The organism is Pseudomonas sp. CG7, from assembly GCF_023701885.1.
GTDB lineage: Bacteria > Pseudomonadota > Gammaproteobacteria > Pseudomonadales > Pseudomonadaceae > Aquipseudomonas > Aquipseudomonas zanjanensis.
Window position 1 is genome coordinate 1 of record NZ_JABAEE010000051.1, and the last position, 23,691, is coordinate 23,691.

A 23,691-nucleotide genomic window follows, 5' to 3' on the forward strand; every position below is an offset into this window, starting at 1 on the left:
TTTGTGGCTTTTGTGGCTTTTGTGGCTTTTGTGGCTTTTGTGGCTTTTGTGGCTTTTGTGGCGAGGGAGCTTGCTCCCGCTGGGCTGCGCAGCAGCCCCTTTTTGGCGATTGCTACGCAATCGAGCGGGACCAAGCTCCCTCGCCACAGGGTCGTGTTCAGATAGATCCAATGAAGTTGACCAAATCCTCCCCTCCGTTTCCCAGTAAACTCTCCTTCTTTTAGCCGCCCCCTCTTCACCGCGGCCATCATCTGTTTCTGGAGTTCACCTTGCGTCTGTTTCACACCTCCGACTGGCACCTGGGGCAAAACCTGCACGGCCAGGAACGCGATTTCGAACACGCCTGCTTCCTCGAATGGCTGCGGCGTCAGCTGAGCCAGGAAAACCCCGACGTGCTGCTGATTGCCGGTGACATCTTCGACACCGTCAACCCGCCGGTCAAAGCCCAGGAGCGCCTGTACGATTTCATCGTCAGCGCCCATGAACAAAACGCCAACCTGACCATTGTCATGATCGCCGGCAACCACGACTCCGGCTCGCGTATCGAATTGCCCGCGCCGCTGATGCGCCGCTTGCGCACCCACGCCTTGGGCCGGGTGTTGTGGCTGGACGACGGCCAATTGGACGTCGAGCGGCTGTTATTGCCGCTGCCCGATGCCAAGGGCAAGGTCAAGGCGTGGTGCCTGGCCCTGCCGTTCCTGCGCCCCGCCGAAGTCACCGGCGCGCAACTGGGTGACGACTACCTGCGGGGCATCGGCCAGGTGCACGAGTGGCTGATCGCTGCCGCCAACAGCAAGCGCAAGAAAGGCCAGGCGCTGATCGCCGTCAGCCATGCGCACATGGCCGGCGGCTCGGTGTCCGAGGATTCCGAGCGCAGCCTGATCATCGGCAACGCCGAGGCCCTGCCCGCCAGCCTGTTCGGCCCGAGCATCAGCTACGTAGCCCTCGGCCACCTGCACAAACCGCAGAAGGTCAACGGTGAAGAGCGCATCCGCTACAGCGGCTCGCCGATCCCACTGTCGTTCTCGGAGATTGGCTACCAGCACCAGATTCTCGACGTCACGCTGGACGGCGAGATCCTAGTCAAGGTCGAGCCACGCCTGATTCCCCGGGCCGTCAATCTTCAACGCCTGGGCCCGGCCCCCCTGGCCGATATTCTCGGGCAACTCAAGGAGCTGCCCGACATCGACCTGCTGGCCGACATCCAGCGCCAACCCTGGCTGGAAGTGCGGGTGCGCCTCGACGAACCGCAGCCGGACCTGCGCCACCAGGTTGAAACCGCGTTGCAAGGCAAGGCCGTGCGCCTGGTACGGATCGGCGCCGAGTACGCCGGCAACGGTGGCACTGGCGGTGCCGATGACGACGGTGCGTTGGTGGAGCTCGATCAGCTCAGCCCGCAGGAACTGTTCAGCCGCGCCTGGCAGGACACCTACGGCAACGAAGTGGACGAACAAACCCTCAAGGACTTTGCCGTGCTGTTGCAAGACGTGCAGATGGAGAGCGAGCAGCCATGAAGATTCTCGCGATCCGCCTCAAGAACCTGGCGTCCCTGGCCGCGCCTTTTGAAATCGATTTCACCGCCGAACCCTTGGCCAGCGCCGGCCTGTTCGCCATTACCGGCCCCACGGGCGCCGGCAAGAGCACGCTGCTCGACGCCTTGTGCCTGGCGCTGTTCGGCGCCGTGCCGCGCCTCAACAACACCGGGCGCGACGCCAAGGTGCCGGACGTCGATGGCGATATCGCCACGGGTGACCCGCGCACGCTGTTGCGCCGCGGCACCGGCGACGGCTTTGCCGAAGTGGATTTTCGTGGCATAGACGGGCGCCGCTATCGGGCCCGCTGGGAAGCCAATCGCGCCCGGGAAAAGGCCGGCGGCAAGTTGCAAGCCAGCCGCCAGAGCTTGCGGGACCTGGACAACGATCAATTGCTGGCGAGCCAGAAAGGCGAATACAAGACCCAGCTCGAAGCCGCCCTGGGCCTGAACTTCGAGCAGTTCACCCGCGCCGTGTTGCTGGCCCAAAGCGAGTTCAGCGCGTTCCTCAAGGCCGATGACAACGACCGCAGCGAACTGCTGGAAAAACTCACCGACACCGCCCTGTATACCCGCCTCGGCCGCCGCGCCTTCGACAAGGCCAAGCAAGCCAAGGACAGCCACCGGCAATTGCAGGACCAGGCCAGCGGCGTCACGCCGCTGGTTCCCGAAGCCCGGGCCGAGCTGGACCAGCGTTTCAATGACGCCCAGCAGCAGCTCAAGACCCAGCAGGCGCAGCTCAAGCAACTGGAGCAGCAACACACCTGGCTGCGGGACCTGCGCCAGCTGCAGGACGAACACGCCAGCGCCGCCGAGCAGTTGCAACAGGCCCAGGTCGATTGGGACGCCCTGGCCGACGAACGCCTGAAACTGACCCGCCTGGAACAACTGGCGCCCCAGCGCCATCAGTTCATTCGTCAGACGGAGTTGAGCCGACAACTCGACCCCCTGGCCGGGCAGATCCAGCAGCTCACCCAACAGCAGATCGACTTGCATGAACAACAGGCCGAACTGGAAAAACGCCTGGACGCCGCGCAACTGGCACAGGCCGCAGCCCGGCAACAAAGCAGCGACTGCGCGCCGTTGCTGCGCCAGGCCTTTGAAGAGCAAAGCAGCCTGGCCCGCCTCGCCAAGGACACCAGCCAGGCCGCCGAGCGCCAGGAGCAGGCACAACAGGCGTGCACCGAAGGCCAGCGCACCATCGACACCTTGCTCGACCAGCAAAAACAGGTGGCCGAGCGCTTGCAGCGCATCGCCGGCGAACTTGAGCAAAGCACCCACCTGGCGCCGCTGAGCGACGCCTGGAGCGCCTATCGCGATCGTCTCCAACAACTGATGCTGATCGGCAATCGCCTGAACCAGGGCCAGGCCGAACTCGCCACCTTGGAACACAGCGCCGCCCGCGCCGCCGAAGAACTGGCCAGCCGCCGACAAGACCTCGAGGTGCTGTACAAGGAAGCGGGCGCCGAGCCCGACGCGGTGGCCGAACAGATCCAATTGCTCGGCAACCTGCTGCAAGACAACCGCAAGCAACTGCGCGCGTTCGAAGAACTGACCCGGCTATGGGCCAGTCAGCAAGAGCTGGACAAACGCGGCGCCGAGCTCGAACAACGCCAGCAACAAGCGTTGCAGGAACGTGACCGCTTGGTGCGTGAGGGCGGCGAAGCCAAGGCCGAACTGACCATTGCCGAGCAGGCCCTGACCGTGACCCGCGAACTGCTGGCACGCCAGCGCCTGGCCCGCAGCGAAAGCGTCGAGCAACTGCGCGCCCAGTTGCAGGCCAAGCAGCCCTGCCCGGTGTGCGGCAGCGTCAAGCATCCTTATCATCAACCCGAAGCCCTGCTGGAAAACCTCGGGCGCTTCGATGACTCCGAAGAGGCCAACGCCCGCAAAGCCGTCGAACTGCTCTATGAAAAAGTCATCGAGCTACGGGCGCAGTACAGCGGCGTCATGGCCCAGCTCAAGGAGCTCAAACAGCAGCAGGAACAGCTCGCCAGCCAGCAACAGGGCTTGGCGCCCAGCCTGGAAGCCCACCCGTTGTCGGCGCAACTGCTGGCCCAGGATTCGAGCAAGCGCGACGCCTGGCTGGCCCAGCAGAACAGCCAACTGCACCAGCACATCAGCCAGGACGAACAACGGCAAGCCGCCCTGCTGACCCTGCAGCAAGACGCCGCCCGGATGGGCCAGCGCCTGCGCGAGGCCGAAGTCGCCAGCCAACAGGCCTCACAGCACCTGGACAACCAGCAGCAAGCACTGGCCCGCGACCGCCAGCGCCTGGGCGAGGATTTGAGCCACTTCAGCACGCTGCTGCCGGCGGACACCTTGCAGGCGTTGCGCAGCGATCCCGCCGCGACCTTCTTGCAGCTCGACCAACAGATCGCCCAGCGCCTGGCGCAACTGGACCAGCAACGCGACGAACTGGGCGAACAGCTCCAGCGCCAGCAGACCCTGGAAAAAGAACAGGACCGCCAGCAGACTCGCGTCCAGCAACTGGAAGCGGCCCGCGTGCAATTCAGCACCTTGAGCGAGCAACAGCAGGCCGGCCAGGCAAAACTCGCGCAACTGCTCGGTGGGCACATCAGCGCCGAACACTGGCAGCAACAACTCGACCAGAGCCTCGAACAGACCCGGGAGGCCGAGGCAACGGCCAATCAGCAGTTGCAGCAATTGCGCAACAACCTCGTGCAACTGGCCGCCGAACTCAAGGCCCGCCAGGAACAGGCACAATCCCTGGACCATGAACTTCAGGCCCTGGATACGGGTATCGCGCAGTGGCGCAACGGCCATCCTGAACTGGACGATGCCGCCCTTCAAACCCTGCTCAGCCTGGCCGAACAACAGGTCAGCCAGTTGCGCCAGCGCTTGCTCAACAGCGAAAAAGCCATCGAACAGGCCCGCGTCCTGCTCACCGAACGCGAGCACCGCCTGCACAATCACCAGGCCCAGCACAACGGCAACCTGGCCGCCGAGCAACTCGCCGAAGCCCTCACCGAGCTGCAAGCGCAATTCTCCGCCAGTGAACAGCGTTGCGCCGAACTGCGCGCCGAACAGGCCGAGGATCAACGTCGGCAGAACGCCAACCAGGCCCTGGCCCAGCAGATCGACCAGGCCTACGCCGAATACCAGCGCTGGGCACGCCTCGATGCCCTGATCGGCTCGGCCACCGGTGATCGCTTCCGCAAGCTGGCCCAGGCGTACAACCTCGACCTGCTGGTGCACCACGCCAATGCCCAACTGCGGCAACTGGTGCGCCGCTACCGGCTCAAGCGCGGCGGCAGCATGCTCGGGCTGCTGGTGATGGACACGGAGATGGGCGATGAACTGCGCTCGGTGCATTCGTTGTCCGGCGGCGAAACCTTCCTGGTCTCCCTTGCCCTGGCACTGGGCCTGGCCTCGATGGCGTCCAGCACACTGAAGATCGAATCGCTGTTCATCGACGAAGGCTTCGGCAGTCTCGACCCCGAGTCGCTGCAACTGGCCATGGATGCCCTCGACGGCCTGCAGGCCCAGGGCCGCAAGGTTGCGGTGATATCCCATGTGCAGGAAATGCACGAGCGGATCCCGGTGCAGATCCAGGTGCGGCGCCAGGGCAACGGGTTGAGCACGGTGGAGGTGAAATGAGTCGTGCCACGCTCTACTCCTTCCGCCGTTGCCCCTATGCGATGCGGGCGCGCATGGCCTTGCGCTACAGCGCGGTCGAGGTGGCAATTGTCGAAGTCAGCCTGAAGGCCAAGCCCGCCGAGATGCTCGCCCTCTCCAGCAAAGGCACGGTGCCGGTGCTGCAAGTCGATAGCCGGGTGATCGATGAGAGTCTGGAGATCATGGGCTGGGCCTTGGACCTGCACGATCCGCAAGACTGGAGACTACGGGACGATCCCGAAGGCCAGGCGCTGACAGCGGCGTTGGTCGAGGAAAACGACCGAGTGTTCAAGCTTCACTTGAATCGCTACAAATACCCCGAACGCCATCCCGAATACTCGAAGGAACATTACCGTAGCGAGGGTGAAAATTATCTGCGCAGACTGGAGGCATTGCTTGAAGCCCGGCCCTTCCTGGCGGCGGAGCACCCGAGCCTGGCCGACGTGGCCGTGCTGCCCTTCATACGGCAGTTCGCCCATGTCGACCGCGACTGGTTTGCCCAGGCGCCCTACCCTCGGCTACAGGATTGGCTGCAGGGATTGCTCGAGTCAGAGCTGTTCGTGGCGATCATGGCCAAGTAACCATTTGCCCAGTTAGCGCACTTTTTGTGGCTAATGAGCTTCTATGGCTAAGAGGGGCTTTTGTGGCTAAGGGTTTTTTTGTGGCGAGGGAGCTTGCTCCCGCTGGGCTGCGCAGCAGCCCCCTTTTAGCGATTGCTACGCAATCGAGCGGGAGCAAGCTCCCTCGCCACAAAGGCAATCATGCAGCCCATTGCTATCTGAGCCAATCAGTCGCCCAACAAACTCAACAATCGCTCACGGGCGACTTCCAGCTCACCGGGAACGGGCTGGGCCGCCGAGACAATCGGGGTGGAATAGAGGAACAGCAGCATCACTGCCAGACGCATCGCCATGGTGTCGATCCTTATTGGTAAGGAGTCAATTAACGAGCGTCAAATTTAAACACATGGCCATGTGATATCACAACGGTGATTTTCAACCCAAGCACGAAGCCTGCGATCTTTTCTCTCCCCCGGGATCCGGGTAGGAAACGAAAAGATCGCAGGCTTCAAGGGTCAGCGGTGTTCAGTGTTGGGTCTTGTGGTCCAGCGCCGCATAGAAGTTGGCGCTTTGTTGCAGGTATTTCTCGGTGTAGCTCTGGGTGCGGTTTTTCTTGTCGCTGATCTCGATGCTGGCACTGGCCGGCAATGCCACGTTGGCGGAGATGGCGGAAGCGGCGATCACGGAAAAAAGATTCAGGTTCATGGCGGTAATCCTCGGATTCAGTTGGCTGATTTGCCCGGTGGGGCCGTGAAGCAAACTTACGCGCCGAGGCGTCTCGCCTTGAAATGCTTTGTAATACTAGCGACTATCAGTCTTGTTGATACAACGGCGAAGGCCCCTGAAATCGGGGCCTGAGCGTTATTGACGCACCAGGAATTTCACATCGCTTGGCGCATCCATGGGCAGTTTCTGAACGGTTTTGCCCAGCAGGCCGGTCTTTGGATCGCGCTCGATGACCACGATCTGGTTGCTTTTCTGATTGGCGACCAGGACGAATTTTTCGTTTGGATCAAGGCTGAACTCCCGGGGGTGATCACCCTCGACGGAGCGTCGCTGCAGTTCCTTCAAGGTGCCGGAGGTCGGGTCTACAGCGAACACCAGGATTTCGTTGGTGGTGCCACGGTTACTGACGTTCAAGAACTTGCCGTCCTTGGACGCATGCAACGCTGCCGCTGCCTTACCCGGCTGGGGTTTGCCGTCGGCCAGATCGACCAACTGGCGCTGGGTCAGGCGACCGTCCTGGTAATCGAATACCGCGACCTGGGCGGTCATCTCCATCGTCAACCAGGCATGCTTGCCATCGCCACTGAACAACAGATGGCGCGGCCCGCTGCCCGGCGGCAACTGCACGAAGGGCGGATCGGCAGGCGTCAACGGCAGTTCGGGGTTGGCCTTGGGGTTGTAGCGGTAGACAAACACCTTGTCCGCCCCCAAGTCATTGGCGAACACATAGTTGCCGTCTGGTGACGGCACCGCGGAATGCACATGAGCGGATTTCTGCCGCTCGGGATTGACCCGACTCGGCTGATGGCTGCCCGATTGGACCACTGGCGTCAGCTTGCCGTCCGCCCCCACCGGCACCACCACCAAGGTGCCGCCCGGGTTTTCCAGCACGGAATAGTTACTGACCAACAAATGCTGGCCGTCGTGGCTCAAACTCGAATGGGTCGGTTCGTTGCCCAGGGATTGCACTTGGCTGATCAGGCTGATGGCGTGGGTCTTTGGGTCGATGGCGTAGCTACTGACCTTGCCCACCGGGTCTTTTTGGCCCGGCCCGTTTTCGTTGACCACGAACAGCCGGGTCATGTCCTTGGACAGGGTCAGCCATGAAGGGTTGTCTGTCTTGATCACTTGCAACGGGTTGGCGGCGATCTGGCCGGTGCGGCTGTCGAACTGCAACCGGTAGATGCCTTGGCTCTGGCCCGCCGTGTAGGAGCCCACCAACAACTGGTGGCGCTCGCTGGTGTCGGCCTGGACGCCCATGGCGCCCACGCTGCCGGCCATCAACAAGGGCCAGAAACTACGCATCTTCATGATCGGAGTCCTCATCGTCGTGGCCGCTGGTCGCTTCCACGCATTCCAGGTGGTGATCGCCCGAATCGCTGGTAATGACCCAATGCTTCAGGGCTTTGTCGAAGGTCGCGGCCTGCATCTGCGCCGGGGTGAAACGCCAATGCTCAAGGGTGCGGCCGTTCATGCACTCGACGTGCAACTGATCTTGCTCGTCGAGGGAGAAATCGAATGCATGCAGCCCATCGATAATCAGCATGTCGCAATGTTCGAGGGCGTGCAGCAGGGTGTCGGTTACGGCAGTCATGGTGATCAGTCGGTCATTGGGAAAGTGCCATGATAACCCAATGTGGGAGTGGGCCTTGGGCCATAAGGTTCGAAAGCGGTGTTGCCTGACATATCGCTTTCGCGAGCAGGCTCGCTCCCACAGGAGATTGGTGATGAGCGTAAATCCCCTGTGGGAGCGAGCCTGCTCGCGATGAGGCCGGCACATTCAACTTGAATGTAACGACCTCACCGCAACCCTCAGAGCGCCTCGCGCCCCGGCACCCCATCCACCAACCGCTGGATCCCCAGCGGATTTGCGTTTTTCAGTGGTTCCGGCAGCAGGCTGTCCGGATAGTTCTGGAAGCACACCGGACGCAGGAAGCGATCGATCGCCAATGTACCCACCGAGGTGCCACGGGCATCGGACGTCGCCGGGTAAGGCCCGCCGTGCACCATCGAATCACACACCTCGACGCCGGTTGGATAACCGTTGAGCAAGATGCGGCCGACCTTCTGCTCCAGCAACGGCGTCAGTTCGCCGAACTGTTCGAAATCCGCCGGCTCGCCAATCATCGTCGCGGTGAGTTGGCCGTGCAGGCCGTTCAGCGCGGCGGTCAGTTGCGCCTGGTCGGCGACTTCGACAAATACCGTGGTCGGGCCGAACACCTCTTCTTGCAGCGCCTCGGCACCGTTGATCAACAGGCTGGCGTCGGCCTTGAACAACTGCGGCTGGGCCTGGTTGCCCTGTTGCTCGCGCCCGGCCAGGTGTTCGATGCCCGGGTGCGCCAGCAGCTTTTGCAGGCCCTTGCCGTAGCTTTGCAGCGTGCCGGCGTTGAGCATGGTCTGGGCAGACTGGTCGCCGATCAGCGCGGCCACCTGTTGGGTGAAGGCGGTGAACTGCGGCGAGCGAATGCCGATCACCAGGCCCGGGTTGGTACAGAATTGGCCGCAGCCCTGCACCACCGAGGCGGTCAAGTCGCGAGCGATGCTTTCGGCGCGGGTTTCCAGCGCCTGGGGCAACACGATCACCGGGTTGATGCTCGACATTTCGGCGAACACCGGAATCGGCTGGGGCCGTGCGGCCGCCATGTCGCACAGGGCACGCCCGCCCTTGAGGGAACCGGTGAAACCCACGGCCTGGATCGCCGGATGCTTGACCAGCCATTCGCCGACGCCACCGCCATAGATCATGTTGAACACACCGGCCGGCATCGCGGTTTTCTCGGCGGCGCGAATGATCGCGTCGGCGACGTGTTCTGCCGTGGCCATGTGGCCGCTGTGGGCCTTGAACACCACCGGGCAGCCGGCGGCCAGCGCCGCTGCGGTATCACCACCGGCGGTGGAAAACGCAAGGGGGAAGTTACTGGCGCCGAACACCGCCACCGGGCCGAGGCCGATGCGGTACTGACGCAGGTCCGGACGCGGCAGCGGCGTGCGCTCCGGCAAGGCGCGGTCAATGCGCGCGCCGTAGAAATCACCACGGCGCAGGACCTTGGCGAACAGACGCATCTGGCCGCTGGTACGCCCGCGCTCGCCCTGGATCCGCGCCGCTGGCAACGCGGTTTCACGGCAGACCACGGCGACGAAGTCATCGCCCAAGGCGTCCAGTTCATCGGCAATGGCTTCGAGGAACTCGGCCCGGCGCGCCGCACTCAGGCTGCGATAGGTCGGGTATGCCGTGGCAGCGGCCTTGGCAGCGGCATCGACTTCTTCGGCCGTGGCCTGGACGAATGCATGGGGCAAGGCCTCGCCGGTGCTGGCGGCGACGCTCTGCAGGCGGGTCTGGCCGGCCGCGCTGCGCGCCCCGCCGATGTAGTTGTGGCCAAGGATCTGGTTCATCGCAAGTCTCCTTTAAAGTGTGCCGATAGTACCCGGATTGAACACCGCGTCCACCGGGGCAATACCGTTGACCAGCGGCGCGCCGAACTCCGCCTGGCTGATTTCGAACACATCCCCCGGCTGGGTGCGGATGCCATCGGCGAACGACAGCGTCGCGGTGCCGAAGAAGTGTACGTGGACGTCCCCCGGGCGCAGGAACTGACTGTATTTGAAGTGGTGGAATTCCAGGTTTTCGAGGCTGTGGCACATGTTCGCCTCGCCGCTGAGGAATTCGTTCTGCCACAGCACTTCGCCGTTGCGCAGGATACGACTGGTCCCGGATAGATGTTGAGGCAGTTCACCCACGCGAAGTTCCGGGCCAAAGCTGCAACTGCGCAGTTTCGAATGGGCCAGGTACAGGTAATTCTTGCGCTCCATCACGTGGTCGGAAAACTCGTTGCCCACGGCAAAGCCCAGGCGATACGGCTTGCCATCGTGACCGATGACATACAGGCCGCTGACTTCAGGCTCTTCGCCAGCGTCTTCGGCGAACGGCGGCAACGGAAACGGCTGGCCCGGACGGACGACAATGCTGCCGTCGCCCTTGTAGAACCATTCCGGTTGCACACCGGCCTGCCCGGCCTGGGGCTTGCCGCCCTCCACGCCCCACTTGAAGATGCGCATGGTGTCGGTCATGGTCGCTTCGTCACCGGCCTGCTGGTGCATCTTGTCCCGGGCCGAGGCACTGCCCAGGTGGGTCAGGCCGGTGCCACTGACCAACAGGTGCGCCGGGTCCGGGTGATCCAGCGGCGGCAGGATGCGCAGCTCACCGAGCAACTGCGCGTAGTCATGGCTTGCACCCAGGCCCAGGCCGTTGACCTGCTGCTCAAGCTTCACACCCGCTTCGATGGCTGCCAGCGCCAGCTCGCGCACGGTGCCGGCGCCCTGCACTTCGCGCACTTGATCGCCCTCGACCACACCGACGCGGCGTTCGCCGTTACTCAATTCGAACTGAACTAAACGCATATCTTTCTCCTTGTACGCAAAACTTGAATTTGGTGCATTCCCTTGTGGGAGCGAGCTTGCTCGCGATAGCGGCCTCCCATTCAGCCGGGATGTTGACTGTCCGATCGCCATCGCGAGCAAGCTCGCTCCCACAGTTGATCGCAGTCATTTCAGGTACGTGTCGCTCCCCGGGCGCTGGCGGCAAACTGATCCGCCGGCAACACATGCTTGCGCTCCAGCAGGCGGTAGACCACGCCAGTCAACACCAAGCCAAACACCATCACACAGGACAGGAAATACAGCCCCGAAGCCAGGTTGCCGGTGTACTCCTTCAGCGCACCGATCACGAACGGACCAATGTAGCCACCCAGGTTGCCCACCGAGTTGATCAGCGCGATGCCCGCCGCCGCACTGGCGCCGGCAAAGAACCGTCCCGGCAAGGTCCAGAACACCGCAGTGCAGGAAAACAGCGCGAACGCCACCAGGCACAGCGCCGCCAATTGCAACACCGGCACCGACAACCAGGCGCTGAGGAACAGGCCGATGGCGCCCAGCACGTACAACACGGCCAGGTGACCGTAGCGGTCGTTCAAGCGGTCGGAACTGCGGGGAATGATCAGCAGGCCGACGATGCCGAAAATGTACGGCACCGACGACACGAAACCGGTCACCAGATCGCTGCCGCCGAACTGCTTGATCAGCGTCGGCAACCACAGGCCCAGGCCGTAGATGCTCAAGGTCACCGGCAGGTAGAACAGCGCCAGCAGCAACACACGCTTGTCCTTGAGGGCATGCAGCGGATTGCCATGGCGGGTCTGGCCGTATTCCTCCAGGTCTTTTTTCAGCTCACCGGCCAGCCAGTCCTTCTCGGCCTGGTCCATCCATTTCACTTGTTGCGGGCCATCCGGCAGGTAGCGCAGCACCGGCCAGGTCAACAGCACCGCCGGCAGACCGATGACAATGAACAGCCATTGCCAGCCGTGCAGGCCAAGGATCCCGTCCATGCCCAGCAAGCCGCCGGATACCGGGCCGGTGATCATCATCGCGATGGGTTGGGAGAGAATGAACAGCCCCAGGATCTTGCCGCGATGGCGCACCGGGAACCATTGGGTGATGTAGTACAGCACGCCCGGGAAGAACCCGGCTTCGGCCGCGCCCAGCAAGAAGCGCATCACATAGAAGCTATGGGGGCCTTGCACGAACGCCATGCCAATGGTGATGGCGCCCCAGGTAATCATGATCCGGGCGAACCAGCGCCGGGCACCGAAGCGCTCCAGCATCAGGTTGCTGGGGATTTCCAGCAGGAAATAACCGATGAAAAACAGCCCGGCGCCCAGGCCGTAGGCGGCGTCGCCGATGCCGATGTCGGCGCCCATGTGCAGCTTGGCAAAGCCCACCGCAGAGCGGTCTACGTAGGCGATCAGGTACAGCAGGATCAGGAAGGGAATCAGTTTGAGAGTGATGCGACGAATAAGCCGCAGTTCCTGGCTCATGGGACCGGTCTCCGATTGTTGTTGTTATAGAACCTCGGGGGATTTCTCTCGCGAATGACCGCCAGGACAATCCCTCCGTTGAATCGGACTATATAGTAATACTATTTACCCAACAACACTTCCAAACCGCACAAATTGCGCTTATGTTACGCTTCAGCTAGAACAATATAGTCATACAATAAGAGAATCGATCATGTCTGATAAGAAACCCTCCCTGCGCTCGGCCCAATGGTTTGGCACCGCCGACAAAAACGGCTTCATGTACCGCAGCTGGATGAAAAATCAGGGCATCGCCGACCATCAGTTCCACGGCAAGCCGATCATCGGTATCTGCAACACCTGGTCGGAGCTGACGCCGTGCAACGCGCACTTCCGGCAGATCGCCGAGCACGTCAAGCGTGGCGTGATCGAGGCCGGGGGGTTCCCGGTAGAGTTCCCGGTATTCTCCAACGGTGAATCGAACCTGCGGCCCACCGCCATGCTGACCCGCAACCTGGCAAGCATGGACGTGGAAGAGGCGATTCGTGGCAACCCGATCGACGGCGTGGTGCTGCTCACCGGTTGCGACAAGACCACCCCCGCCCTGCTGATGGGCGCCGCCAGTTGTGACGTACCGGCCATAGGCGTCACCGGCGGGCCAATGCTCAACGGCAAGCACAAGGGCCAGGACATTGGCTCCGGCACTGTGGTCTGGCAATTGAGCGAGCAGGTCAAGGCCGGCACCATCACCATTGACGACTTCCTCGCGGCCGAGGGCGGCATGTCCCGCTCGGCCGGTACCTGCAACACCATGGGCACGGCCTCGACCATGGCCTGCATGGCTGAAGCCCTCGGCACTTCCCTGCCCCACAACGCGGCGATTCCGGCCGTGGACGCCCGCCGTTATGTATTGGCCCATATGTCCGGCATGCGTGCGGTGGAAATGGTCCGTGAAGACCTGAAACTGTCGAAGATCCTGACCAAGGAAGCCTTCGAAAACGCCATTCGTGTCAACGCGGCCATCGGCGGCTCGACCAACGCGGTGATCCACCTCAAGGCCATTGCCGGACGCATCGGCGTGCAACTGGACCTGGACGATTGGACCCGCATCGGTCGCGGCATGCCGACCATCGTCGACCTGCAGCCGTCCGGGCGCTTCCTGATGGAAGAGTTCTACTACGCCGGCGGTTTGCCCGCCGTGCTGCGTCGCCTGGGGGAAGCCAACCGGATCCCTCACCCGAACGCGCTGACGGTCAACGGCAAGAGCCTCGGCGACAACACCAAGGACGCGCCGATCTACGGCCAGGATGAAGTCATCCGCCCCCTCGACTACCCGATCCGCGCCGACGGTGGTATCTGCGTACTGCGGGGTAACCTGGCGCCCCTCGGCGCGGTGCTCAAGCCATCCGCCGCCACGCCTGAGTTGATGCAGCATCGCGGCCGTGCGGTGGTGTTCGAAAACTTCGACGAGTACAAGGCACGGATCAACGACCCCGAGCTCGATGTGGACGCCGACTCGATCCTGGTGATGAAAAACTGCGGGCCGAAGGGTTATCCGGGCATGGCTGAAGTGGGCAACATGGGCCTGCCGGCCAAGCTGCTGGCCCAGGGCGTGACGGACATGGTGCGTATTTCGGACGCGCGCATGAGTGGCACCGCCTACGGCACCGTCGTCCTGCACGTGGCGCCGGAAGCCGCAGCCGGCGGGCCTCTGGCCGCCGTGAAGGAAGGCGACTGGATCGAACTCGATTGCGCCAGCGGCCGCCTGCACCTGGACATCCCGGACGCCGAACTCGCCGCGCGCCTGGCCGACCTCGCGCCACCGCAACAGCTATTGGTGGGCGGCTACCGCCAGTTGTACATTGACCATGTGCTGCAAGCGGACCAGGGCTGCGACTTCGACTTCCTGGTGGGTTGTCGCGGCGCCGAGGTGCCGCGTCACTCTCACTGATCCAGGTCTCCCTTATGGGAGCAAGCTTTGTGAGAGCAAATTTTGTGGGAGCTGAGCTTTTGTGGGAGCTGAGCTTGCTCGCGATAGCGGTGTAACAGACAACAGAGATGTTGACTGGAAGTGCCTCATCGCGAGCAAGCTCAGCTCCCACAAAGACTCTTCATCTGCATCAAAAACTCGCACTAGCGACCCGCCATCGCCGCGCCTGCTATCATGCGCAACACCCCCCTCGCACAGGATCGCGCCGCGTCCCATGGATTACCGCAAACCCTCCGACCGCAAAAGCATGCATGCGCGCATCGTCCAGGAACTGGGCATGCAGATCGTCTCCGGGCGCTTCAAGCCGGACGATAAATTGCCCGCCGAAGCCCTGTTGTGCGAAGAGTATGCGGTCAGCCGCCCGGTGCTGCGCGAAGCCACCCGGGTACTGGTCGCCAAGGGGCTGGTGTATTCGCGCCCGCGCGTGGGCACGGTGGTCAAGGCCCGCCGGGAATGGCACATGCTCGACCCGGACGTGCTGCACTGGTTGATGCAAAGCAGCCCGCAGAATGAGTTCTTCGGCCTGCTCACCAGCGTGCGCAGCATCATCGAACCCGCCGCCGCCGCCCTCGCCGCCCAGTTCGCCACCGACGACGACATCGCCGCCATCAGCGAAGCCTACCAGCGCATGGAAGCGGCCCCGACGCCCGAAGCGTTGCTGCAACCGGACCTGGACTTCCACAGTCGTATTGCCGACGCCACTCACAACGACCTGCTCGCCAATCTATGCAACATGTTGTCCGTGGCCATCGCCGAAGCCCTCAAGCACTCCAACCAGCGGCCCAACCTGCATGAACTGGCGATGCCGCGGCACAAGGCGATCCTCACCGCCATCGAGAACCGCGACGCCCTCGGCGCGCGCCATGCGACCCTGGTGCAACTGGACGATGCCCGCAGCGCCTTGAACGTGGTGCTGGGCAGCGATCCCGACCAAGCCTGACACCACCCGCCCCAAGCGGGTGGTATCTATATACCGCACACAGAGGACGGGAATCCCGACACTTGACCCTCGTCGTCACTCCGACGGCCATGCGTTCAAGAAAAGGAATTCTTATGACCTCGCTATCCCCAGCCGACAGCGTTTCTGCGCTTGAAGAAATCAGCAGCCAGCTCTTCGCCGACCGCCCGACCTTCGAGCAGGTCGTACAGCACATGCTTGAGCAGGCACTCAAGGAAAAATACCCCGAACTGACCATCGACCTCTCCAAGACCCGTCTCGCGGTCCCGAATGCAGCCGCCAAAGGCTGGAACTTCCAGCCCTTCATGCCGTTGGTGCTCGATTACCTGGCCCTCGGCACGCCCGTCGATTTCAGTCCCCAGGGCGCGCTTGACTGCTATCTTTCCGACTCGCCCCCCAGCCGCCTGTGGTCGGGCAATAGACGGCTGGACGTAACGGTTGTCGAAATATGCTTGCTTGAATTGCCCTGGATCGTCCCGATCGGATTGGAAGATGCGCTGACCCGTTATTGGAATGGCGACATCCGCACGACCGCCCTGAGCGAAACCACCCTGCGCATCAGCCGCTGGCGATGCCTCAGCGACACCCTCAGAAACGCCTTGCATATTCGCCGGCTGCAACAACCCGGCTTGAGCGTACCGGCACGCCAAGCCCTGGACCAGATCGTTCGGTGGCCGGAGCGCGCCCAGCGTTTCCAGGCCAACGCCTCGCCTGTCTATGCCTATGGCCTGAAACACACGGTCACCCGTGGTTCCACCACCACCGAGCTGCCAGGCACCGATGTCCTGCTGGCTCATTACACCGAATATGGACTCACTCTCCTGCTGTGCAGCCCGGGTGGCACCGTACAGCCCTTCGAATCGATGGACGCGGTCATTCGCTATCGAGGTGAACAGATCGCCAAGCGCTACGTGGTCGACACGGTCACTTGCCAACGCTACGAGCTCGCCGGTGATGCCTTCGAAGCCCAGGCCGTCATGATACTGGGACAGCAATTGGCTGATCTGCGGGCCATGCAATTGCCTGCCCGGATCGGCCTGGCAGAGCTCAAGGCGCTGTACAGCGAATTGAGCGACCCGAGCCGCTACCTCCGCGATCTCCCAGGTCTGACGCCGCAAACATCGACTCGACTGGTCGCGCTACGGCCCGAGTGGTTGAAAACTGCATCGTCGACCGATGAGGCAAACTTCAGGCGCGCCACCCTGGCGCTGGCCAGTGCCACGAACAATGCATCAGAGCAAACCGATATCACCGACATCAACGCTTATACCGTCGACGCGCTGCTCACGGAGATGGAGAAAATCAACGACAGCAGCCCGAACAAGGTTTCCACAAGCCAGTTCCACCCCGACGACGTCGAGTTGATCTTCACCGTTTCCGCTGGGTTTCCCGGGACCGCCGGTATCAGCGAAAAAAGAACCCTGAGCCTGACGCAACTGGCCATCGCCAATCTGGTCGGCCGCCCAAGCGGGCACCTGAACATCCGTCATCGCAAGGGCTTGGCACTGCCTGCCTGGCTGACCCAGGCACTCATCACCGACAAAAACGGATTGATCGAACGGGTCGACATCGGTGCGACCTATCCTGAGTACCTGCGCGAAGAGTTGATGGGCGACTCGCCCCAGGCCCAGAAACATCAGCAGGTATTCGCCGAACAGGTCTCGGCGCAGTTGCCGCTCCAGGCGCTGCAGCAAATGCTGAACAACGAACATGGCATGTCCCGCCAAGGGCTGCGGTTCATCGAAGCCTTGCTGCAACCCGACGCCGAAGACCGCCAGGTCGAGGGGCGCCCCGTCGTCATCCGGCACCTGGCCTTCCTGCGCCAGCCCCAGGCCCAACCCGATATCGTGAATAACATGTTCATTGTCGAGGCGAAAGACGCTAAAACCGGGCCGCACCTATTGTATCGCCCGCTGTGCACGCCTTCGCTGATGGAGTTTGCAACGCAGCAGGCGCTGCTGCAGGCCATCGCCACGGCCGGTGACGTGCAAAAAAGCGTCCTGATCTGGATGTCTGATGCCGCCCGGCCGGTGTATGCCAACGGTGGGTTCAAGGAACCGCATATTGTGCGCTTCCTCCAGGGCGACGAATTTACCGCGCCGGAAAAACCCGCCCCTGCTACGCTAGCCACCGGCGGCGGCAACGAGGAATTGCTGCAATACCTGAACAACGGCCAGTTGCTGCAGTACCTGTATGGCTGCAACGCAAAGGCGCTGGTCACCCAGGCCGACCGCAACTTAGTCTCCAACAGCGAAAGCCGCTGGGCGATGTTGCTCGAAGGCGGCGGTCTGCTGTTCAACACGCTGCTGTTTCCCTTGCTGCGCGGTCCGGCCATGGCCATTGCCTGGTTATGGAGCCTGATGGCCAGTGCCAGCCATGACATCCCGGCCCTGGCCAGCGAAGACCCGGCAACACGGGAAAGCGCTTTCGTCGACTTTTTGGTCAACCTGGCCCTGCTGACGAGCCACTTGTCCTCGATCCCTGCTCCGTCTCGTGCACCCATCGCCGAATCCCTCAAGGAGCAGGCGATGCGCCCCCCAGCCCCACGCGTCATTGCCGAGCAATGGCCGGCGCCGGCGAAGCCTGGCATCCAGGAGGGGGCTGTCGCCCTGCCGGACGCGCACGCCAATGACCAGGGCCAAATCCTGGACTTGAGTTTCACCAGCGCCCACCATCGCCTGACGCCGGAACAACGCACTCAATTGCGAAACATGGAAGTGCCGCGCCCCAAGACTCTGCCCGAGCCCTACCGCGTGGGCGCTTTCAAGGGGCTGTATGTGATCGACAGCAAATGGCATGCCTTGATAGACGGAAGACTGTTTCGAGTCATACCGGAGACACAAGGCAACAAGGTCGTCGTCAGGATCGTTGACCCACTCGACCCGTTCACCCTGGGCCCGCAGTTGCAATCGGACGGCCAGGGCAACTGGTCCATGGACCTGGGTTTGCGCCTGCGAGGAGGCATGCCACCCAAGCGCATCGCTGAACAGCGGCGGCTCAAGGACCAGAGAAGGAAGGAGCTGCTCGATGACTTGGCCGGCTTCGCGCTCCAACAACCCAAGCAACATGCGGCGGTGAGCGTTGCTGAACAGGTACTGAAGAAAGTCGAAGAGGGCAGCACCTACACTGAAGCGCAGCGCGCGCCTAAACGTCAAACCCTTTACACGCTGCTCGAACAGCAGGTCGACATTCGCCGCAAACTGCTCGACAGCATGCCCGAACGCGACGAGCTGAAGATAAGCTTGCCTGCTGACCGCGTCCGTGAGCTGATGGGCGATGTAGCCGGCTACGCGAGCATCGCCTCTGAAGCAACCGCTTCGGAATATCAAGCGCTCAACGACGAAAACTCGCGCCTTTTACCTCCCACGCCCGAGGTATTGCTCAATCACACAGAAAGCTACTTTGACTACCTCAAGAAAACAATCGACATCAACAGTCGGCGAATCCGTTGGTTGGAGCTCAGCGAGGAGTACCTGGAGAAACTGTTGAATCAGGGTTCCGCAGGCGCCAAGGTGTATGAGCAACTGACAAAAGGTCGCCCCTTGGATGCAGTAAACTCAATCACTGCCAAATCCCTGCAAATGAGCACGCTCAATTTATTGTCACTCAAAAATTCCGGCGGCCTGTCTGACTACATGTACCGGGTTTTTCGGCCGCTTGGAAAGCAGGTACATACTCACGCCGAGCTGCATACCTACGAGCTGACTCCATCGGAAGAGCTGCAAGTCCTGGAAAGCCTGAGCGAGCAGTACGCCAGGGCCCTGGACCATTTGCAGGGCATGAGAACCCTCTATCCCGACGATATAAACCAACCCTACTTCAACCAACTGACCGAGTTGATGGAAAGCCTGTATCAGGACGCCTCCAGCAAACTGGCCATCGAAGTCAAGCCCGAGCCGGAACCGGAGCGCCGCATACGCCCACCGAAACGTCCCAAGGCGGCCGAGGGGCGCCCGCAGAAAAAAGTGATCAAGACTCGCAACAACGGGGTTTTGATCGGCGATTTCAAACCGGCCGGCACCCGCCTGCCGATAGATGTCGTCGAGCTGCGCGCGGATAACAATAAGGACGTCGCCATCTATTCGCTCCATGAGGATGTGTGGGACCCCGTCGATGTGCGTCAACCGGAGCCTGCCGCTGCGTCAGTACCCGCTCCAGCACCCAGAACGCGGCGTGTCGAAACGATAAGCCGCGATGCGCGCAAATTGCTCGGTCAACTGGATCAGCGGTTGCGCCGCGCCGAAGATTACAAAACGCGCTGCCGTTATCCCCAGGAAATCGAGGAGATCCTGAACAATGAGGCGAGCCGATTCCGCGCCCTGTCCGACGAACTCGACAACGCCATCGCAAGCTCACAAACGCCACGCACCCCGGAAGATGGGGCGCTGCGCACCCAACTGACGGATGCGATTACCCGGCTGACCAACCGGGGCAGCGCCCTGCGCACCGAGCTGAGCCTGAGTTTGCCGCCCACCGACGGCAACCTGCGCTACCTGTTCGAAAAAAACCTGATACAGGTCGCACGACTGGGCGAACGCAAGGCCTTGACAGGGGCCCGCAAGGATTTTCTCCAGGAATACGCCGTCAACGACCGTGATGGTTTCCCCATCTGGTATGCACATTTTCATTATGAAGCGGTGGACACGCCGAAAGCCGACTACAGCGTTGCACACCTCAAGACCAAGGCGCAGCGTCGAGAGCACTATCATTCGCTGCTCGCCAAGGCTAACAACCCCTACGCAGTGATCGATGTGCACCGTGGACAGATCGGCCGCTCATTGGCCCAGGGCAAGTTTCTACCGTTGGCGCCATGACCAAGGCACATGGAAACCTGTGGGAGCGAGCCCGCTCGCGATGGCGGATGGACATTCAACACCTTCATTGACTGTCACACCGCTATCGCGAGCAAGCTCGCTCCCACCTCAGTTCGCCACCTGGGCTGCGCTGAAGGTTCTGCCATCGATCAATGGGCGAACAGTGAATTGCCCTTCTGCCCCGCCAGCTTCTCAGGTTGGATCAGCAACCGCGCCAGCGCCGGCAGCAGCCACAGCGCACCAAACATGTTCCACAGCAACATGAACGTCAGCATCAAGCCCATGTCGGCCTGGAACTTGATCGCCGAGAAGATCCAGGTGCACACGCCAATCGCCAGGCACAGGCCGGTGAACAACACGGCTTTACCGGTGGATTTCAGCGTCTGGTAGTAAGCCTCCTGCAACGCCAAGCCGGCGCGCAGGAAACTTTCCAGGCGGCTGTAGATGTAGATGCCGTAGTCCACGCCAATCCCCACCCCAAGCGCCACGACGGGCAAGGTCGCGACCTTCACGCCAATGCCCATGAAGGCCATCAGAGCGTTGCCCAGCACCGAGGTCAGCACCAGCGGCAGCACGATGCACAGCGTCGCCGCCCAGGAACGGAAGGTGATCATGCACATGGTCGCCACGCAGATGTACACCAGGATCAGGATGGTCAGTTCCGATTCCTTGATCACCTCGTTGGTGGCCGCCTCGATGCCGGCGTTGCCGGCGGCAAGGATGAATTCCAGGCCATCGCGGTTGTTGTCCTTGGCAAAGTCCTGCACCGCCTTCACCGCGCGGTCCAGGGTCTCGGCCTTGTGATCGTTGAGGAACACCAGCACCGGCGCCAGGGAACAGCTGTTGTTGTACAGGCCATCGGCCCGGGCGATGGAGTTGTTCAGCACGTCAGGGTTGCGCGACAAGGTCTCCCATTTCAGGTTGCCCTCGTTCATGCCCTTGATCATTTGCTTGGACACGGTCACCAGGGAAATCGCCGACTGCACGCCCTCGGTGTTCTGCATCTTCCACATCAGCTCGTCAATCGGCGCCATGGCCTCATAGCGCGAGCAGCCTTCGGCCTTGGTCTTGACCATCACCACCAGCACATCGGAACTGGTGGAGTAATTGCTGATGATGAAGTTGTTGTCCTGGTTGTAGCGTGAGTCCGGACGCAGTTCCGGCGCGCCCTGGTCCAGGTCGCCGATCTTCAGGTTCTGGCTGTACCAGAGGCCACCGCCAAAGGCGATCACCGCCAGGGCAATGGACACCGGTGCGACCTTGGCGCTGGCGAAACTCGACAGCAGGCGCCAGAACGGGTGTTCACGGGTCGCGTCTTTCTTGCTGCGCTCGACCGCCCGCTTGCTGATGCCGACGTAGGAGATCGCTACCGGCAGCAGGATCAGGTTGGTGAACACGATGCCCGCCCCGCCGATGGAGGCGCCGATGGCCAGTTCACGGATCACGCCGATGTCGATGATCAGCAAGGTGATGAAGCCCACGGCGTCCGCCAGGATCGCGATCATCCCCGGCAGGAACAACTGGCGGAAGGTACGCCGCGCCGCCGTCAGGGCATTGTCCGCCTCGCTGGACTGCAAGGCGATGCCGTTGATCTTCTGCACGCCATGGGAAATGCCGATGGCGAAGATCAGGAACGGCACCAGCATCGAGTAGGGATCCAGGCCAAAACCGGCCGCATGCATCAGCCCCAATTGCCAGACCACCGCCACCAGGGTGGTGCTCAACACCGCAACGGTGCTGCGCATGCAGTTGGTGAACCAGTACAGCAGGATCAAAGTGATGACGAAGGCCACGCCGAAGAACAGCACCACCATGACCAGGCCGTCGATCAGGTCACCCACTTTCTTGGCGAAGCCAACGATATGGATCTGCACATTCGGGTTCTGGGCTTCGAACTTGTTGCGAATCTTGTCTTCAAGCTCGTGGGAGAACTTGCGATAGTCGAGGGCAAGCAGCTTGCCCTGGTCCTGCGGGTCGGGGTAGGACTCCAGCAACGGAATGTCGATAATGCTCGACTTGAAATCGTTAGCCACCAGGCGCCCAACCTGGCCTGACTTGAGCACGTTGTTGCGCAGCAGGTCGAGGCTGTCGGCCGAGCCGTTATAGCTCTGGGGAATCACCTCGCCACCAGCAAAGCCCTCCTCCGTCACTTCGGTCCAACGCACGCTGGGGCTCCACAACGACTTGAGCCCGGAACGGTCGACACCGGAAATGTAGAACACCTCGTCATGGATCTGGCGCAGGGTCTCCATGTAGTCCTTGGAGAAAATATCGCCGTTGGTGGCTTCCACGGAAATGCGCACCGTGTTGCCCAGGTTCGCCAGGTCGTTGCGGTGCTCAAGCATCTTCTCGATAAAAGGATGCTCGAGGGGAATCATTTTTTCGAAACTGGTGGAGGGCCGGATCAGCGTGGCCTGCCAGAACAGGAAAACGCTGACCAGCAGGCAAATGACGATCACTGCCGGGCGGTTGTTGAAAATCAGGCGCTCGAGAAACGTCGCCTTGTCTTGGTGATGACTGCTCATGGGGTCCGCCTTCTTGTTTTTATGCCCGTCTCGCAGGCCTGACTCATTTGCTCAGTTCAGCGCCAGTGGACGTGGTGGCACGCACGCCGCCTTGCCCTGCCAGGATCAGGTTGCCATTGCCTGCCGCCGTGACGGCCGCCACGGAGATTCGGTCCGGGCGGTTGAACACGCTGAAGGTCTCGCCGTCGTCGGTACTGCGTACCACGCTGCCGCCGTTGCCGACAATCACGATGGAACCGTCCGCCAGCAACGTGGCGCCGGACAGGCCGAACTCCAGCGTTCCACGGGCGGCCTTGAGCTCGACTTGCTCCCAGGTGCCGCCAAAATCGGTGGAACGGTACAGGTTGCCGCGCAAGCCGTAGGCCAGCAGCGTCGAAGGCTGGGCGGTACCGATGACACCGAACAGCGAGCCTTCGTACGGGCCTTCGACCTTTTCCCAGGTCTGGCCCCAGTCGGCGGAGCGGAACATGCTGCCGGCCTCGCCGACAATGAACAGCCCGGCGTCTTTCACGGCCGCGATGGCATTGAGGTGGAACTGGTCTTCGTTTTCGAGGCGGTCGCTGGCGTCTTCCCAGAGCTTGCCGCCGTCGGTGGTCTCGTACAACGCGCCATACGCACCCACGGCAAAACCATTGCCGGCGTCCTTGAACCAGACATCCAACAGCGGCGCTTCACGGGTGAGGTCTTCGAATTGCTTGGTCCAGGTGCTGCCGCCGTCATCGCTGGCGAGGATCTGCGCGTCGTGCCCCACCGCCCAGCCGTGCTTGTCGTCAACGAAAAAGACTGCAGTGAGCAACTGGCGGGTCGGCACCTTGGCCTGGGTCCAGGACGTGCCCTGGTCATCGGAATAGACGATGTGCCCCCGATCACCGACCGCCACCAGGCGCTGCCCGGCATGGGCCACATCGAGCATCAGGGTTTTGCTGGCCTTGGCCGATTCGACGGAATAGATGACATCGGACGTCGACGCCGCAACGGCCATCACCGGTGCCGACAACACCGCAGAGCCCAGCAGCGACAGCGCCGAAGCCAGCAGCGCGACTCTGCGCAGCAGCGGCGGCCGGCAGCGGCCCACAGCCATGACAGGCTCATTCATAGA

General features: G+C 62.0%; 16 protein-coding genes. 6 read left to right on the top strand and 10 right to left on the bottom strand.

All coding sequences use genetic code 11. The annotated features are described in order from the left end of the window. Positions 1–284 (bottom strand): hypothetical protein (locus HGO40_RS19790; RefSeq protein WP_250964402.1); only part of this gene is annotated, 284 nt, incomplete at its 3' end. Between HGO40_RS19790 and HGO40_RS19795 the strand changes: the two genes are divergently transcribed. Genes HGO40_RS19795 through HGO40_RS19805 form a run of 3 tightly spaced genes read left to right on the top strand, consistent with a single transcriptional unit; the run spans position 270 to position 5,751 of the window. Further along, complete coding sequence (locus HGO40_RS19795; protein ID WP_250964403.1) at positions 270–1,514, top strand: exonuclease SbcCD subunit D C-terminal domain-containing protein; 1,245 nt, start codon at positions 270–272, stop codon at positions 1,512–1,514. The two genes, HGO40_RS19790 and HGO40_RS19795, sit on opposite strands and share 15 nt — an antisense overlap. After that, positions 1,511–5,152, top strand: coding sequence for an AAA family ATPase (locus tag HGO40_RS19800; RefSeq protein WP_250964404.1), 3,642 nt, complete (start codon positions 1,511–1,513; stop codon positions 5,150–5,152). The genes HGO40_RS19795 and HGO40_RS19800 overlap by 4 nt, the downstream gene beginning before the upstream one ends. Beyond that, positions 5,149–5,751: a glutathione S-transferase gene (locus HGO40_RS19805; protein ID WP_250964405.1), complete on the top strand. Its 603-nt coding sequence runs from the start codon at positions 5,149–5,151 to the stop codon at positions 5,749–5,751. The genes HGO40_RS19800 and HGO40_RS19805 overlap by 4 nt, the downstream gene beginning before the upstream one ends. A 206-nt stretch (positions 5,752–5,957) precedes the next feature. Here the strand turns inward: HGO40_RS19805 and HGO40_RS30555 are convergent, their stop codons facing one another. From HGO40_RS30555 to HGO40_RS19835, 7 genes are all read right to left on the bottom strand, one after another. Then, a complete protein-coding gene (locus tag HGO40_RS30555) occupies positions 5,958–6,083 on the bottom strand; it encodes a hypothetical protein (protein WP_272971873.1) in 126 nt (41 codons plus the stop codon). A 172-nt stretch (positions 6,084–6,255) separates the two neighbouring features. Beyond that, positions 6,256–6,435, bottom strand: coding sequence for a hypothetical protein (locus HGO40_RS19810; RefSeq protein WP_186704886.1), 180 nt, complete (start codon positions 6,433–6,435; stop codon positions 6,256–6,258). Positions 6,436–6,591: 156 nt separating this feature from the next. Further along, positions 6,592–7,767, bottom strand: coding sequence for a lactonase family protein (locus tag HGO40_RS19815; protein ID WP_250964406.1), 1,176 nt, complete (start codon positions 7,765–7,767; stop codon positions 6,592–6,594). Further along, entirely contained in the window at positions 7,754–8,050 is a 297-nt protein-coding gene (locus HGO40_RS19820; protein WP_250964407.1) for a DUF5629 family protein, read from the bottom strand. The genes HGO40_RS19815 and HGO40_RS19820 overlap by 14 nt, the downstream gene beginning before the upstream one ends. 218 nt (positions 8,051–8,268) lie before the next feature. Then, complete coding sequence (locus HGO40_RS19825; protein ID WP_250964408.1) at positions 8,269–9,849, bottom strand: aldehyde dehydrogenase (NADP(+)); 1,581 nt, start codon at positions 9,847–9,849, stop codon at positions 8,269–8,271. Positions 9,850–9,861: 12 nt separating this feature from the next. After that, entirely contained in the window at positions 9,862–10,854 is a 993-nt protein-coding gene (gene araD1 / locus HGO40_RS19830; protein ID WP_250964409.1) for an AraD1 family protein, read from the bottom strand. 149 nt (positions 10,855–11,003) lie between these two features. Then, positions 11,004–12,326 (bottom strand): MFS transporter, encoded by a 1,323-nt coding sequence (locus HGO40_RS19835; protein ID WP_250964410.1) that lies wholly within the window; start codon positions 12,324–12,326, stop codon positions 11,004–11,006. Positions 12,327–12,519: 193 nt separating this feature from the next. Between HGO40_RS19835 and HGO40_RS19840 the strand changes: the two genes are divergently transcribed. From HGO40_RS19840 to HGO40_RS19850, 3 genes are all read left to right on the top strand, one after another. Next, positions 12,520–14,256 carry an IlvD/Edd family dehydratase gene (locus HGO40_RS19840; RefSeq protein WP_250964411.1) on the top strand — a complete coding sequence of 579 codons (1,737 nt, stop codon included), beginning with the start codon at positions 12,520–12,522 and terminating at the stop codon, positions 14,254–14,256. 253 nt (positions 14,257–14,509) lie between these two features. Beyond that, positions 14,510–15,235 (top strand): FadR/GntR family transcriptional regulator, encoded by a 726-nt coding sequence (locus HGO40_RS19845; RefSeq protein WP_207965257.1) that lies wholly within the window; start codon positions 14,510–14,512, stop codon positions 15,233–15,235. Between the two features lie 113 nt (positions 15,236–15,348). Further along, positions 15,349–20,067 carry a dermonecrotic toxin domain-containing protein gene (locus HGO40_RS19850; protein WP_250964412.1) on the top strand — a complete coding sequence of 1,573 codons (4,719 nt, stop codon included), beginning with the start codon at positions 15,349–15,351 and terminating at the stop codon, positions 20,065–20,067. 149 nt (positions 20,068–20,216) lie between these two features. Here the strand turns inward: HGO40_RS19850 and HGO40_RS19855 are convergent, their stop codons facing one another. Continuing rightward, positions 20,217–22,592 carry an efflux RND transporter permease subunit gene (locus HGO40_RS19855; RefSeq protein ID WP_250964413.1) on the bottom strand — a complete coding sequence of 792 codons (2,376 nt, stop codon included), beginning with the start codon at positions 22,590–22,592 and terminating at the stop codon, positions 20,217–20,219. A gap of 43 nt (positions 22,593–22,635) precedes the next feature. Further along, entirely contained in the window at positions 22,636–23,688 is a 1,053-nt protein-coding gene (locus tag HGO40_RS19860; protein WP_250964414.1) for a WD40/YVTN/BNR-like repeat-containing protein, read from the bottom strand. Between the last annotated feature and the right edge of the window lie 3 nt (positions 23,689–23,691).